This is a genomic window from Agaribacter flavus, assembly GCF_042646125.1.
Lineage (GTDB): Bacteria > Pseudomonadota > Gammaproteobacteria > Enterobacterales > Alteromonadaceae > Glaciecola > Glaciecola flavus.
Genome location: NZ_JBHRSW010000029.1, coordinates 142,505 through 158,073 on the forward strand (window position 1 = coordinate 142,505; position 15,569 = coordinate 158,073).

Consider the following 15,569-nt stretch of genomic DNA (forward strand, 5'->3'; position numbering starts at 1 on the left):
ACATGGCAGCTAAAGAAGTACGTTTTGGCGACGACGCTCGCACAAAAATGCTAAAAGGCGTTAACGTATTAGCTAACGCAGTAAAAGTTACCCTTGGTCCTAAAGGCCGTAACGTTGTATTGGACAAATCATTTGGCGCACCTACCATCACTAAAGATGGTGTATCGGTAGCAAAAGAAATCGAACTAGAAGACAAGTTCGAGAATATGGGCGCGCAAATGGTAAAAGAAGTTGCATCTAAAGCAAACGACGAAGCGGGTGACGGAACGACTACAGCGACGGTATTGGCACAAGCTATTGTAACTGAAGGTCTTAAGTCAGTTGCAGCCGGTATGAATCCAATGGATCTTAAGCGCGGTATCGACAAAGCGGTTGTTGCGGCAGTTGAAGAGCTTAAGAGCCTTTCTACTGAATGTTCTGACAGCAAGGCAATTGCACAAGTTGGTACTATTTCAGCAAACTCTGACGCTGAAGTCGGTCAAATCATTGCTGACGCAATGGACAAAGTAGGTAAAGAAGGTGTTATCACTGTCGAAGAAGGTCAAGCACTTCAAAACGAACTAGAAGTGGTTGAAGGTATGCAGTTTGACCGCGGTTACTTGTCGCCTTACTTCATGACTAACCAAGAAAATGGTTCAGTAGAGCTAGACAGCCCATTCATTTTGTTAGTAGACAAAAAAGTATCTAACATCCGTGAATTGCTGCCTACGCTTGAAGCAGTAGCCAAAGCATCTAAGCCACTACTTATCATCGCTGAAGATGTTGAAGGTGAAGCTCTTGCTACCCTAGTAGTGAACAACATGCGCGGTATCGTGAAAGTTGCAGCAGTTAAAGCTCCTGGCTTTGGTGATCGTCGTAAAGCTATGCTACAAGACATCGCTATTCTTACTGGCGGTACTGTTATTTCTGAAGAAATCGGCCTGGAGCTTGAAAAAGTACAACTAGAAGATCTAGGTACTGCTAAGCGCGTTGTTATCAACAAAGACAACACCACGGTTGTAGATGGTGCGGGTGATCAAGACGCGATTGAAGGTCGTTGTTCACAGATCCGCGGTCAAATCGAAGAGTCTAGCTCTGATTATGACAAAGAAAAACTTCAAGAACGCCTAGCTAAATTAGCTGGCGGTGTAGCGGTTATCAAAGTAGGTGCTGCAACTGAAGTTGAAATGAAAGAGAAAAAAGCACGTGTTGAAGATGCGCTTCACGCTACACGCGCTGCGGTAGAAGAAGGTGTTGTACCTGGTGGTGGTGTAGCACTTGTTCGCACTGCTGCAAAAATCGCAGGCCTAGCGGGTGACAACGAAGACCAAACTCACGGTGTAAACTTATTACTTCGTGCAATGGAAGCACCATTGCGTCAAATTTCTACCAATGCCGGTGCGGAAGCCTCTGTTGTCACTAACGCTGTTAAAAACGGCGAAGGTAACTATGGCTTCAATGCAGGTAACGATACCTACGGTGATATGTTGGAAATGGGTATACTTGACCCAACTAAAGTCACGCGTTCAGCGCTACAGTTTGCGGCGTCTATTGCCAGCTTAATGATCACGACTGAAGCAATGGTAGCTGATTTACCTCAAGATGAAGCAGCAGCCCCTGCAATGCCTGATATGGGCGGCATGGGTGGTATGGGCGGCATGATGTAATCTGCCCAAGCTTATTGCTGTAAATTGCAAACCCCGTCAAGACCATGTCTGACGGGGTTTTTCTTTATCAGAGGTGTTTGATTGTATTGCATCGAGTTGCATCAAATTGCTGGTTGGTAAGGGTATAAATAAGGGGGTTATGATTTCAATTTTATTATTTTAGGTGGTATATATTATAAATATACCCCACATCTAAAGGGATGATATGTCACTAGTTGATAAAACTATAAAAGCGGCCAAGTGTCCCGACGATAAGAAAAGCAAAAAGCTTTTTGACGGCAATGGCCTCTATTTACTGGTAAATAGAACTGGGTCGAAGCTGTGGCGGATGCGCTATAAGTTTTCCAATAAACATCAAGAGCTAGCGCTTGGTAAATACCCTCAAACAACTCTTACTGAAGCTAGAGACCTAGCTAAAAATGCTCGCAAATTGTTGGATCAGGGTATTAACCCCATGGCCGAACGCAAAGCAAATAAACAAGCTAATCATATAGCTAAGAACAAACTATTTGAGGTCGTCGCGATTGAATGGTGGGGCATTCAAAAAAGTGAATGGAGCGAGGACTATGCTAAAAAGGTAAAGAAGTGGCTTCTTGAAGATTGTTCATCAATAAGAGACCGTTCCATTGACAGTATTAAGGTAGTGGATATAGCTCAAATTATGCTTGCGCAAAAAGAAATGGGCACCCCTAAAAAGGCACCACCAATCCTATCAACACTAAATAGAGTATTTGGTTTTGCCTTAGGCAAGGAACTAACCGAAACTAACCCAGCCCAAAATTTCCCGTTAAAAGACGTCATCGGCAAGCTGCCTGCTGTTAAGCACATGGCAGCCATCACTGAGCCTAAAGCATTAGGGAAACTAATGTCAGATATCGACAACAATAATTCCGGTGATTTTTGTACAATTGAAGCCCTTAAACTGTTACCTCGAGTTTTCTTACGACCTGTTGAAGTAAGATCATTAAAATGGGCGTACATTTCTTTTGAAGAAGAATTGATCATACTGCCTGCAGAAGATATGAAGCGAAGTAGAGATCATTTAGTTCCAATGTCTCGCCAGGTGCAAGAACAATTGTTGCAGCTCAGAGAATATACCGGTTACTCAACTCACCTATTTCCTAACCAAAGGGACGCTTCCAAACCGTTAAGCAAGAACGTTTTAACGAACAGATTACGAGAGCTAGGGTATTCAGCGGATATTGTATCTGCTCACGGTTTCAGAAGCACTGCATCAACGATACTCAATGAGAATGAGTGGGATGATAAGTATATTGAAATTCAACTTTCCCATCTTATTGGAACAAGCTCCTCTCGTCCATATAACCGCGCCAAGTATCTAAAACAGAGAAAGAAGATGATGCAGTGGTGGTCTGATTATTTAGACTCTATTAAAGTTTCCTAGGTAATAGTGATTATTCTGTATTTAAAATATTCAGGCTTTTATTTAACCTCTTTCTTGTAAGTAAATTGCATAACTAGCGGAGGTTTAAATGAAAAGCTTACATGAATTTTTATCAACTTTGTTACGTCGAAAAGTATCGGTACCAGCTTGTTTGGTCGAAGATGTTGGGCGTATCTATTTCTACTACAAATCCCTGCCGTGGAAATCACCAGCAGATACCGAAGTGGTTTGTAGAGCGCATAGGCTATTCAGCGAGATCATTGAGCACACAGGTCCGTTGCGGGACGAGTATGAATTTCGACGTCGTCTTGTTTCTGGAAATACAGACCTGAATGCCAAAGAGTCTTTGAAGCAGAAAGCTGTTGCAACAACTGGGTGGCTTGATTCACAAGATACGCTCGTGGCGAGCCAAGCAGAAGATATACTGCATAACCTTTACTATGCTCTTCAAATGCACTCATTTGATAAAGCTGTATTATCTACTTTCGATGAAGTGAGAGATTACAGTATCTGGGCATTGGCTCAAATTAATAATGAGCCAAAACTATAGTGTTTTTGGTGGAGAAATGTACTCACAATGCATTTCTCCGCCCTAGTTACAAATTTCTAATTAACTATATGACCTAATCTGCTTTATGATATTTCGAAACTCCTCATCGTCTGAATCGCCTTTCCAGCGGTTTGCGAATCGGCATACCACTTGTAAATTCCCTGCTTCATAATGGCCGTCGCTATCAATACGGTCTAGTGAGCAAAAAAACTCACTGTCACCATTAATCTCATCCATTTCCAAGGGCATACCGGTTAGCGCGCAAATTCCTTCCTGCATTTCAATCAAACCAACAATATGCTTTTCAAGTTCAATCTCATTTCGAAATCGAAACTCTTTGTTTTTAACTTTCCTTTCTTCCAATTGCCCATTTGACTGTTTAGTTGTTTTTAATGCAGTTTTGGTCATTCGTTGTTCAACAGTAACTCGACACGCTATTTTTTGAATATTCGAGGCGTTAGTAACCGGGCTATACTCTATAGCAGCTTTTTTGTTTTTCTTTTGCCATATCTCTCTATCGTGCCATGGCGATAAGTCATCCCCATTGATCAGAGCAATGGCATAAGCTGAATTGTCCTCAGTCAGTTTTTGTAATGTAGCTTCAGTTGATAGAAAGTCCTTTGCCTTAGGATGAAGGCTGCGCCACAGAAGCTGATTCCCTTTTTTATCTCTATCTGACCAAGTTTCACAGGGTTTATGGCAAACGATAACCTCTTTTTCTTCACCAATGGGCTCTTTTTTCTTCTCGAAGAATGGAGGGGCAATCTTCGACATTGTCCAGAAAACTTTTTCTCCATCTCTGTGAATCCATATATCGCTGCAAGTCTCAGACACAATTGTCATAAGGTTGTACCATCTTGCAGCAACAGCTTTAGTTGGTGTTAACCCGGCAGCGGTTTTGTCGTAATTCATTGCTGAAGCAATATATTCTTCGCGCTTACCTTGTTCCCAAAGTCGTTGCCCTTCAATGTCATTCATTGTTGCTACAGTGGCCTTTTCTTTACATGCTGGCCATTCGTAATTCTGCTCACCAAAGTTCGCTATATATACATTCATATTGCCTAGAACTTCCTATACTTCATCCTGTAAATCTTGCACTGGCACAATGACATTGGTGAGAGAGCTTAAGATATCCCCTTCACGTTGAATACCCACTAATTCTCCAGTATCAGGATCCACCCACATATGATTGATTGTGTTAAAACAGTCAAGATCGACGGGGATCAATGCATTTGGGTTGTGGTACATGATGATACTTTCAGACCAGTCTTCTTCATAATCGGGGTCGTCTACATCGGCAGCGAATCTTAAAGGCTCTAGTGAATTAGGATCAGGGTGAAGCCTTACTCCCATTCTAATCATCTTTATATTTTCACCACCAAGACCTGCCAATTTTCCCATTCGATTAAATTTCGTAATAGTGGCTGTATTCGTAAACAAAATGGCACTTATATTTTCAGCGTTCTCTGTATTGAAGAAATTTGAAGGTATAGTTTTGCCTTGCCATGTGTGCTCTGAAATTACCTCTTCATAGGTAGTTTTCTGTCCATCCACTTCTCTAACTCTTGCCCTAGTACCATATAGGTATTCAACAAGTGCATTTCGTGACCAGCTCATTGAGCCAGGCATATGATAATCATGAATTGCAATGATAAGAGGCTTGCCCTGTACGTGGGGCTTCTCCCAGTACCTTTTCTGAAGCTTAGAAAAAAGGCTACTCCCAAACTTTATTGGCATATAATCATCACAAAGTCTTTGCATTTCTTCATCAGACTGAGGAGGTTCAGGATCAGGTCTGTCAGGGTTTTGGCTAGGGTTAACAGTTACTGCTTCAATACAAAACGGATTGCCGTAGTAAGAAACCATATAATCCGGCGCATGATAGTCTTGATTAAATTCGAAGCCTGCGTCATAAAGAAAAATATATAAAAAAAGTTCCCATAATCGAGCATCAAAGCCGTGGGTTTGGAATTCCTTAATATAATTCCCATCTACATCAATATAACTATAAACAGCCTCTACAATTAAGTTTCTTGCAGCTTCCATCCGCTTTTCATTTGCCAATACTCTAAAATATTCATGCTGGTTAGCTTCATCTACAACAGGTGACAATATGTCATGTGGAGGCTTAACTTCATCACCCTGAACATAAACATCTTGGCCATCATTGACCAATACGTCTATTTTCTCAGCAAGCTCTTTTTCTGCATCTTCTATAGTTGGGTGACTGCATGACACATTCCAAGCACGAAATAAACGCCTAGCGTCACGAACCAAGATTACAAAGTTATAATCTTGGTCAGCTTTATCTAAAATTAAAGTGGCTAAAACTTTTCTATTGCCAGCTTCATACCACTTTATCTCATTGCTCATTACCCTAAGTAGTGGCTGTCTTGCATAGCAGTATGCATTAAATTGTTTTTGGGATATTTCTCTCATAACTTCCCTGTTTCTTAGTAAATATTCTATGACAGTTCAGGCACGATCTCTTGTGACCAACTATCTTCCATCAGCATTCTGAACGACATACCGCTCGATGCAGCGTCTAACGATAGCTCTCCCGCATCAACTGCCGTTTGGACGTGCTCAGTTAATAGCTCAAACAAACGTCGTTTATACTCCGTATCGTCGTTCCCTTTTAAATATTCGCCCTTTGTTTCCAATACAGAGAAGCGATAGCTATCTGTGCTAGGCTGTTCGACGCACACCAACAAGTCAGGGTAAACCTTTTGCTTTTGCCAGCCTTGCAGGCTGTACTCGCGTTGATTCACTGCAATACGATGCCACCAATACACAGACTCTTGTTTATCTAAATACCAGGCTGTCTCTCGCTCCAGATTGTTCAGGCCATTTTGATATACTTTTTCGAATAAGCTTCTTTCAAGCTCAGAACCATCTTTTCGGCGAAGTACTTGCTCATGCTCACTGACGTTTATCTCTAAGGTTTGCGCCAGTTCCCAATTTAGCTTTTCGTTATCTGAGGCGAGTAGGCGCAGGGAAATATCCCCCTTGTCCAACTTAGACCTGAAAATTTGCTCCGACAATTGAGCAACCTGTTGTTTAATATCGCGCTTCATCTCTTTAAGTAGCTCAAGGCGGTTCGTAAACAAAGCCTCCTCAGAAACGCCATTACCACGCAATATATCTAACGTCTGAGTTAACACCCGCATGGCTTGCCATGGGTTTGGAATGACATCGGTCAGCTGCCTTACCATAAACGAGATATCTAGGCCTACACTGGGATCAAATTCGATGTTTTCGTGAACCGGATCGGTCAAGTCCAATTCACCTTGGTTATCCTTTGACATTTTGTAGTCGATACGGGCAATTGTGCGCTGTAACTTATCATCCACTAGCTTGAAATTTTCCGCATTCAAATAAGACAACGATTCCCAATCTAGGTCACCCAGCACATCCCGTTCATAGTCAAACAAGCGGAAGCCGTCTTTGTACCCAGCATCACGATGTAAAACCCTGGGCAAGAATATTTTCGGTAAGCTACGAAAACGCTCTCTTCTCAATAACGTTTCTTTGCTTATCACATTGGCAGGTTTATTAGCTTCAGAGGCTTTAACCTGACTCGCCACGTCACCCATCCCTTCTTCTTCTAGACCTTGTTTAACACCGGCGACGGCTTCCATCACATCCTGATCAAAGGTATAGACATAACACTCATCTAAGCTTGGTTTTTGCGTTAATCGCGCATGTGGTTGACGTAATACCCGGCCAATCATTTGGGTGATCGCCGTTTTTGCGGTCATTTTAGATAATACTGTTAACACATAAGCGAAAGGACAATCCCAACCTTCACGAAGTGCATCTTTTGTGATGATGTATTTAACGGAGCACGTTTCGCTGAGCAAGTCATCATCACCCAACTCGTCTTTATCGGACGTTTTCAGGCGAATTTCATTTTCATTCACGCCCAGTTTTTCCATCAAATACTCACGGGCGTCTTCCGCATGCACAAAGGCCGAATCACGCTGGTCTTTGCCTGTACGCTCAACACGAATAAGCATGATGGGGCGAATGTAGCGACCGGTTTCGTTTTGTAGCTGTCCAGCCTCCTGTTCAAGCTCAGTCAGTTTAGCGTGTGCTAACGACAAGGTATGCTTCCACTCACTTTTGTCTTCGTTGATTAAGTTGATGGGTAACTTAATCATCTGCTCATCTTTCAGTGCTTGCCCAGACACATTCACCAATACATTTGAGTGGTGCTTACCGTTCGCATTAGGCGTGGCAGAGAGCTCAAGAATAAACCTAGGGTTAAAGCCACACAGGGTTTCTCTAGCAGTTTCGCTATAGGCTTTATGCCCCTCATCCACAATGATCACTGGGCGAACCATGCGTAACACATTACCTAAGCTTTGCTTGACTGACACTGAGCCTGGAGCTATGCCTTCTTGCCAACCGTAATCTGAAAGATCGTTGCAATCTAAATTGCGAATACTGCTCAAAAGCGCTTCATTGGCTGTGGTGTCATCTTCAATTGGGAAGAAGGTGGTAAATCGCCCGCTATCACGGAACATGCGAAGAGTTTCTTTAGATTGACGCGCACTGGATTGCAGCATCAACAGCATAACGCACAAGTTCTCGTCGGTATCTCGCTTGGTAAATGCATCGTTCTTTTCGAGCATTTTTACGCGCCCACCCGAAGCACGCTCTAGCATTTGTCGATACGGATGCTCACGATTGGCTAACTGTTTCCAGGTTTGTTTGTAAATGGCATCCGACGGCACCACCCAGAGCACCATACCAGTTTGTTGCGTAAACAAATCAGTTTGCAGGCGCTCAACCGCAGCAACACCAAGTAAGGTCTTACCACCACCTGTCGGCACTTTCAGGCACACGTTAGGAATTGGCCGCTCTAAGCCATCAAATCTTGTTACATAAGGCGCAGGCACCAAGTGGCCGCTTTTGTCTTTCAGTAAGTCAATACGGCGCTCCTGTACCAGAGCTTCCCACGTGTCTTTGGCGTAATCGGTTAAGCGAGCTTCTTTACCTTTCATTTTCTGAAAAGTAACAAAGTCTTCCGCTTCTTCCTTACTGTCTGCCAGCTTTTTTAAGTAATAATCAAGCTTATCCAGAACACCAATCTGGTAGTCTTTTAACTCCATGTTACGCCCCCATAATACGATGGATAGCGTAAGGCAACTGGCAAAACTCAATGCGCTTTTCAGTTAAGTCCTTCTGGCTCATAAACTTCGCGACAGCAAAGACAATGGTGCGCTTTTTCGTAGCATTATTTTTAGAAATCACCGCTACTTTATCTGCGTTTAATGCAGCTTCATTCGAGCGCAGCCATTCACTATCAGGACGGTAGAACAGATGAATACGGAATAAGTCTGTTTCACCGATAAAACCATCGGCAGAGGCTCTAGCAACAGTTTCTAACGACTGTCCCGTAGCGGTATAAAACACATAACGTGCCAGTGCATCGAACGATGGCATCGCTTCGCCGGTAAGTAAGCTTTCAATTTGAATAGGCTCACCTAAGGTACAATAGGTGAAACTGCCTCCAATCCCTGGGGCTAAATCATCTATTTTGCGCTCACCAGTTACAGTGAGCACACCGTCTTTCAGCTCTTTTTTGATTTTGTCGAACTCGCCGTCATGTTTTACTTCTATTTCAGCAATTTTTTCTAATAGCTTGGCCTGTTTCTTCTCAAAAACCGACCAAGTAATTTTCTCTGAAAGAAGCTCCTGTTTTTGTTTGCCTTTGAATCGATAACCTTTTATTACTCCTCGAACCCGACTAGCCGTAGTGCGATCACAATAATCTTCACACTCAATTAAAATAAATTTCCTATTTCCTAAGTCATTTTTATTGGCTTCAAGCACAGCATGCGCTGTAGTTCCTGAACCAGCAAATGAATCTAAAATTATAGAATCCTTATCTGTCGCGATATCTAATACTCGTTGGATTAGTTGATATGGTTTAGGGGTAAGAAAATCGGTCTCAACATCACCAAAAATATCAAGTAATGTTTTTTTTGCGTCTTGGTTACCTTTAACATCCTTATAAGTCCACCAACTGCGTGCTATAACTCCCTTATCTTCATCCGGGTTGTAATATGCCTTTTTGGTTGGCATTGCATCCCCTTTTTTACCAAAGTAAATTTCGCCAGCTTCTCTTTGCTTTATAAACTCAGCTTCAGGTAATGCCCAGTGCCTTCCTTTAGCCGGCTTTACAACTCTTCCTGATGGGAGAACAACTTCATAGCGATACTTTTCCCGACGTTCGCTATCCTCAGTTCGAACATCTAATGGGTATGTTCTCCAAGCGCCATTGGGATCATTATCAGGATTTTTGTAGCGCCCAACCTGCTCTTCATTTTTGGCAAGGTAATTCCAACCGTGCTCGGTAAAAGATGAAGTCTTTGAATAGATCAGGACATAATCATGATCGGTACTTATGACTCTCCCATTACTTTTAGGTGTATAGGTTTTTTCCCAAGCACAACACGCGACAAAGTTTTCTTCGCCAAATATTTCGTCAAAAAGCATTCTTGCTCGATGTATCTCGTTATCATCAAGAGTCATCCAAATACTTCCTTCATCTGCCAATAACTCCCTCAAAAGAGTTAATCTAGGCCACATCATGCAAAGCCACTTGTCATGGCGTTCCAAATCTTCTTTATCGACTGGATTAGCTGATTTTTTCAACCACTCTTGCATCAATGGTGAGCGAACATTGTCGTTATAGCACCAGCCTTCATTACCTGTGTTGTAAGGCGGGTCGATAAAAATACAATCTACTTTACCGGCATGAGTAGGCAGTAATGCTTTTAAGGCTTCGAGGTTATCGCCATGAATAATTAGGTTGTCATCAAGTGACGGCGATTCCCCATCCAAAGGTAATGATTTTTCAGTTTCAACTTTTAGCTCGCGAAATGGGACACTCAGATGATGAGAGTAGACAAACTGCTTCCCTTTAAAGTCCAACGTTGGCATGCTATTTCCTCGTTCTTATATTCATTATTAGCGCAATTCGAATGCTCTAAATATTGTTCTTTTTTGATTCAATCCAGTCTTCAAGGTCTGTACGTTTAAACCGCCATGAACCACCGACTTTGAACCCTGGTAACTTACCCTCTGCGGCAAGCCTATATGCTGTTTTTTCCGTCAATTTGAGGTAATCCGCCACTTCCCGCAGCGTAAGAATTTCATCACTCATGATCGATGCTCTCTTTAAGACTAAAGAGAGCATATGGGAAAATTAGGGAACAAACAAGAATTGTGAGGATTGAGCTTGCTACATGGTTAGTTGGTGTTCAGAAATTTTCATCTCTTGATCAAGAACAGCGTCTAACTCTTCGTTTGATAAATACTCAATGGCAAGTTTCGGGCGATTGTTACGCGACATATTTTTAGCCAATGCTTCTCTTAAACCACGCTCACGGGGTGCATGCTGAAAATTTTCAGGAATTTCATCTTCCAACTCTTGGGAGTTTATAAAGATGTGAGCCTTATCTTTATGTCGAGAACAAGCAACATAGCTGTGTGCTCTATCCATATTGGTGGAGTAATAGACAAAAACATCTCCGTCAATTGTTAAACCTTGTGAACTATATACGGTCTGAGCATAAGCTTGGGTGATGTATGTGCGACCATCTTCATTAGCATATGACGATGCCATGAATTGCGTCTCACGGCCTGTATCGAGCTTTACGCGAATCCAGATGTCTCCATCATCCATCACTTGAACTTTGGTCACTGTTCCTAGATCGCCATTAGTGTAATTTTTTTCGTAGCAATTTTTTGTGAACCTAACCCGTTCACCTAAAGAAATTTGTACATCGATATTCCGCTCGCTCACAACTCCCTTTACAAGAACGTTTTCAGTTCCCACAACGCCCTCTGACTGAAGCCGTGTTCTCATTTCATTGTTTAGCTCAACAACATCTGCCCAGCTTTGTGCGATAACCATTGAACGCTTTGATGGTTGCTTGTGACGGAATGAAGTCCACTCACTGATGATCTTTTCTTTTGCTTCTTCATCGCTTGTTTCAAAGTAAAGCTGCCCGCGCTTATGGTATTGGGCTAATGCTTGATTAGCATAGCCATCACGGAAATCAGCAACAGCTTGTCTGTCCCAGCTGTTATTCTGTCGACGAATAGTTTCAACTCTTGTGGTTCCTATCACATCAGGGCTCGATAGATAGCGCAAGACGCCGCCATGTTCGACCGCATCTAATTGCTTATCTTCACCAACAAGAATGATCTTAAAATTCAACTCTTTCGCAAACTTCATTAATTGCTCAAGCTGGAAGGTGCCAACTTGTCCTGCTTCATCGATGATCAGAACACCACCTTCTGAAATAGGTGGCTTATCTGTATCTAACCATGCTAGAAGTCGTGCAATAGTGAATGACTTAATGTGTGCTTCATTCTCAAGGTTATTAGCGGCTGCTCTGGCCACAGATGCGCCTACAACCTGTTTGCCCATCGATTCGTAGATGTCTCTTACACATCTCATTGAAGCTGACTTTCCCGAGCCTGCCGAACCTTGCAGTATCGCAAGTTGTGATTCTGTACAAACATTATGGACTGCAAATTTTTGCTCATCACTCAATTGAATTGATTGGTTGGCAATATAATATTCTATTGTATTTAATGGGATTTCAGCCCATTCAGTGTTTCCCAGCTGCTTGGCATTTTTTATCAAGGACCGTTCGATATTCAAAACACTTTGAGTTGTGAAGAGTTCGTTGTGTTTCCAGTCTTTGCCAAGCTCAACTGTTGCATCACATTCTGTTAGCTCTTTGACCATAGCACGAAGTGACTGTACTGATTGACCATGCTCTAAGGCTTCTAAGCCTCCAGTGAAAAAAGCTTGTTGCTTAGTGTAAGACGAGGACTTCTCAGTAAGAGTGCCTGCTAATGTTTTATGATCAACAGTACCACCAGGTAGTAAGTCAGTATTACACCGTGCTTTTCCTTGCAATTTCTCAACATTTTGCTGCGTTAACTCTAGAGATGATAGCTCTGTTCGCCATTTCTCAAACAGCTCAGCTCGGTTAATCTCACCTTTGGCGTCTCGGGTACTCAATGAGGCTAAATCTCCCGATGCTGAGGCCCGGCTTTTTACACCCCGTTCTTTAAGTGCGCTTAGAATCTGTGAAGAGCGTTTTGAAAAGTGCTCGCATACTGATTTTGATATACCAATGACACTAAATGCATCACCATCTAACTCTGTTTCAAATCCTAAGCTTCGAATTGAATCAGCAAGGCTTACCTTGTAAACCATGCCAGCTGCTTTTTGCCATAGCATAATCGTACGCGAGTCTAGTGTTCCCCAACTGCCATCTAGCCTTGGAGCTATGTTGGCGACTATAGCGTGCGAGTGCAGGTGAGGGTCTAATGAACGGCTTGTTGAGTGTTCGAACACCGCTGTTATCAATCCCGCTACTTTCTCTCTTTCTCCACCGGCTTCTCCACGTCGAGTAACAGCAGCATACTCCTCTATAAGAGCTATAGCGTCTTTTACTGCTTTTAATTGCGCTAACTGAATTTTCTGACGCAATTCAGGTCTAGCAGCAGCCCATAAAACCGAGACTGATTTTGGGGCGTTGAAAGTTAGATCCCAACCAGGCGTATGACGTAACCCGGCATTTTGACACAATGCTGCTTTTCCACAAGGAGAGCAGCCTTTCAACAAGTTGCTTAAAGCATCTGCCGCAACAGAGCCTTTCAGCTTTAGCAATGATGCTCCCGCTCCACACCATACTCCGTCAGGTTCACCGCCTTGCAGATAGTAATCTTCCGCGGCCAAATCTAAGTAATATTTACCGTCGCGGATTTTTGCGAATGACATCATAACGAGGCCCTCCGATTCAGCCGGTTTTTACTTTTTTTAGGGTGAGTGGGCTCACGAGTTGTTTTTTTGATGACAGCTTCAGCCACTTTCTCGTATTTACCGATTGGCCAGGTAAGTTCATATACGGCATTGGAACCACCGATCAATAGGTACCCAGAGATACCTCGTTTTAGTGTTGGTTGAGGCAAATGAACAAGGTCTTCAGGCGTCACAAGAGCTATCGACTCTTGGTGATAAGAATGTGACTTTTCACCTTTCTCATTTGTCGAAACAACAGGGTATTCAACGCGCCTTTCTCCGAACGAAGAAGAGGCTTTCGATGCCGACTCTCCATTGGGGCCTAGTTTGAATGCGACTACATTACTGAAAAGGCCCAGAATGGTATTTGCATCGTCCTGACCATAAATAGAGTGCAACTGCGATAATAGCTGTGTGCCTGCGATTGTTCTGCACCCCTTACTTCGACCAAGCGCAAGCCACTGCTCAATGCTTTTGGATTTATTAAGCGTTGCTAGCTCATCTAAAACCAACCAAGTTTTTTGCTCTTCACTATCTTCAGAAGACAATACGTAACTACTTAATACACTCATCAAAGCAGTGATTAGTGCAGAGCTCATCATAGGAGACGCGAGATCGCCTTGAACTATAAGCGTTGTTTTGTCGCTTCGTGACAACCAGTCAGAAACCGAAAAGTTGGGGGGCGTATTCGAAACGTAGTTGGTCATGTTTTTCAACCAACCTAACTTCGTCGCCAACATTGAACGTATTGATGCAGTCGTTTTATTTTCTGGCTCAATAAGTTTTGCGGCTTGCTTGTGATGTAAATTCAACCAGTTTGATAACTCTTCATCACCACAAAATAGGCGTTGTTCAAGAGCACACCAAGACCAAGGTTTATCTTCATTGCTTAACCCTACAATGACACCAACTAGAACCGTTCTCGCAGAGTCGACCCAGAAAGATTCTGAGGTAGAGCCTGTCGGAATAAGGGCTTCTGCAAAAGCCTCTGCAAGTCCATCAGTCGATAAGTCTTTACCTATGTCCCAATTTACGCTGCGAGAATCTTGGGGACTCAATAACACGCAATCTTCATTCAAGAATGCTTGCGTATACTCGCCTTTAATATCGTACAAGAGTACTCGCTCTCTCTTGGTCAATAGCTGCTTTACTAACCTTTTAATAAAGTTAGACTTACCAGCCCCTTGCATACCCCAAACTAGAATATTCCCGGCTTCGCGAATGATTGGTAATAGTATATTGGGATGGAGTGAAAGACCTTGTAGGCCTTCTCTACGAGCTCTTTTACGAAAGTGTTTGGTGGCAGCACTTCCTTTTAACAGGCGGGGGCCTTCTAGATGCTTGTAGTGAGACCAATCAAAGTCTCTTATGCGAAAGTACCAGACAATCAATATGCTTAACGCGATTGACGTTAGCGATATGGCAGTAGAACCGTACATAAACGTATCTGAAACTTCAGGTACATTTATGTATTGGTTGTTTGCGAAGCCTACTACAGTAAGCAGGATCTCAATGAACCATTCTTTGATAGATGCTAATTCCTCCCATTGATTGAAGTAGCTAAGAAAGGCTACTTCCATCAATACGAATAACACCACTGAAAGTGTTGCGATTACCATTGTATGTTCGGCAATGCGTTTACCCTTGGTTTTGAAATGGCTCATTTGATCCTCCTTCTAATTTGCTTCTCAATTGAAAGGCGGGCAGCTTCAGCTTCATCGGGATCCAGACCTGCAACGGTGGACGTGATAACAAACGAATGCTTGGTTAGGTGATTAAGTAGGCTCGCTAGCATATCTCTTAGCTCGATCTGCTTTTCCGCAAGTTGGATGCGTTGCCGAGCAACTTCTGCAACAGTGCTACCTTTTCGTTCGGCTTCTAGAACCAAGCGTTCATGGTCAAGTGCAGCTAAACGAACGCTGATTTGTTGAGTTGGGGTACGTTTTTTCATTGTGAGACCTCCTTGATACCAATGAAACCATCGCCGCAACAAGGCGGGGAAGGTTGACGCGATGTCGAATTGGTGTCATCGCGCAATTCGTTCTCAGGGCTTGAAAATTCGGGACCGAACTCGAATTCAAGTTGTTCAGCAAACGCACCGCAGGTGCATGGGGTGTAAGTAGTTTTATT

At 42.9% G+C, this 15,569-nt stretch carries 11 protein-coding genes; 3 read left to right on the plus strand and 8 right to left on the minus strand.

The features are described from left to right. The first annotated feature begins 2 nt into the window (after positions 1–2). The 3 genes from groL to ACFOHL_RS13720 all read left to right on the plus strand — a co-directional run bounded on the left by groL (position 3) and on the right by ACFOHL_RS13720 (position 3,601). Positions 3–1,646, plus strand: a complete 1,644-nt coding sequence (gene groL / locus ACFOHL_RS13710; RefSeq protein ID WP_376920797.1) for a chaperonin GroEL — start codon at positions 3–5, stop codon at positions 1,644–1,646. A gap of 205 nt (positions 1,647–1,851) precedes the next feature. Then, the gene (locus ACFOHL_RS13715; protein ID WP_376920798.1) at positions 1,852–3,051 is read left to right on the plus strand and encodes a tyrosine-type recombinase/integrase; all 1,200 of its coding nucleotides are present in this window, start codon (positions 1,852–1,854) and stop codon (positions 3,049–3,051) included. Positions 3,052–3,139: 88 nt separating this feature from the next. Next, positions 3,140–3,601 (plus strand): hypothetical protein, encoded by a 462-nt coding sequence (locus tag ACFOHL_RS13720; RefSeq protein WP_376920799.1) that lies wholly within the window; start codon positions 3,140–3,142, stop codon positions 3,599–3,601. Positions 3,602–3,661: 60 nt separating this feature from the next. Here ACFOHL_RS13720 and ACFOHL_RS13725 read toward each other — a convergent pair whose 3' ends face one another. The 8 genes from ACFOHL_RS13725 to ACFOHL_RS13760 all read right to left on the minus strand — a co-directional run bounded on the left by ACFOHL_RS13725 (position 3,662) and on the right by ACFOHL_RS13760 (position 15,390). Next, a complete protein-coding gene (locus ACFOHL_RS13725; protein ID WP_376920800.1) occupies positions 3,662–4,657 on the minus strand; it encodes a hypothetical protein in 996 nt (331 codons plus the stop codon). A 15-nt stretch (positions 4,658–4,672) separates the two neighbouring features. Then, on the minus strand, positions 4,673–6,040 hold the full coding sequence (locus ACFOHL_RS13730) for a hypothetical protein (protein ID WP_376920801.1): 1,368 nt from the start codon (positions 6,038–6,040) through the stop codon (positions 4,673–4,675). A 26-nt stretch (positions 6,041–6,066) separates the two neighbouring features. Beyond that, on the minus strand, positions 6,067–8,718 hold the full coding sequence (locus ACFOHL_RS13735) for a DEAD/DEAH box helicase (protein ID WP_376920802.1): 2,652 nt from the start codon (positions 8,716–8,718) through the stop codon (positions 6,067–6,069). Between the two features lies 1 nt (position 8,719). Then, positions 8,720–10,555, minus strand: coding sequence for a site-specific DNA-methyltransferase (locus ACFOHL_RS13740; RefSeq protein ID WP_376920803.1), 1,836 nt, complete (start codon positions 10,553–10,555; stop codon positions 8,720–8,722). Positions 10,556–10,601: 46 nt separating this feature from the next. Then, positions 10,602–10,778 carry a methylation-associated defense system helix-turn-helix domain-containing protein MAD1 gene (gene mads1 / locus ACFOHL_RS13745; RefSeq protein WP_376920804.1) on the minus strand — a complete coding sequence of 59 codons (177 nt, stop codon included), beginning with the start codon at positions 10,776–10,778 and terminating at the stop codon, positions 10,602–10,604. 78 nt (positions 10,779–10,856) lie between these two features. Beyond that, a complete protein-coding gene (gene mobF, locus ACFOHL_RS13750) occupies positions 10,857–13,421 on the minus strand; it encodes a MobF family relaxase (protein WP_376920805.1) in 2,565 nt (854 codons plus the stop codon). Next, a complete protein-coding gene (locus ACFOHL_RS13755) occupies positions 13,418–15,103 on the minus strand; it encodes a type IV secretion system DNA-binding domain-containing protein (RefSeq protein WP_376920806.1) in 1,686 nt (561 codons plus the stop codon). Before ACFOHL_RS13755 ends, mobF begins: the two co-directional genes overlap by 4 nt. After that, a complete protein-coding gene (locus ACFOHL_RS13760) occupies positions 15,100–15,390 on the minus strand; it encodes a hypothetical protein (protein ID WP_376920807.1) in 291 nt (96 codons plus the stop codon). Before ACFOHL_RS13760 ends, ACFOHL_RS13755 begins: the two co-directional genes overlap by 4 nt. Between the last annotated feature and the right edge of the window lie 179 nt (positions 15,391–15,569).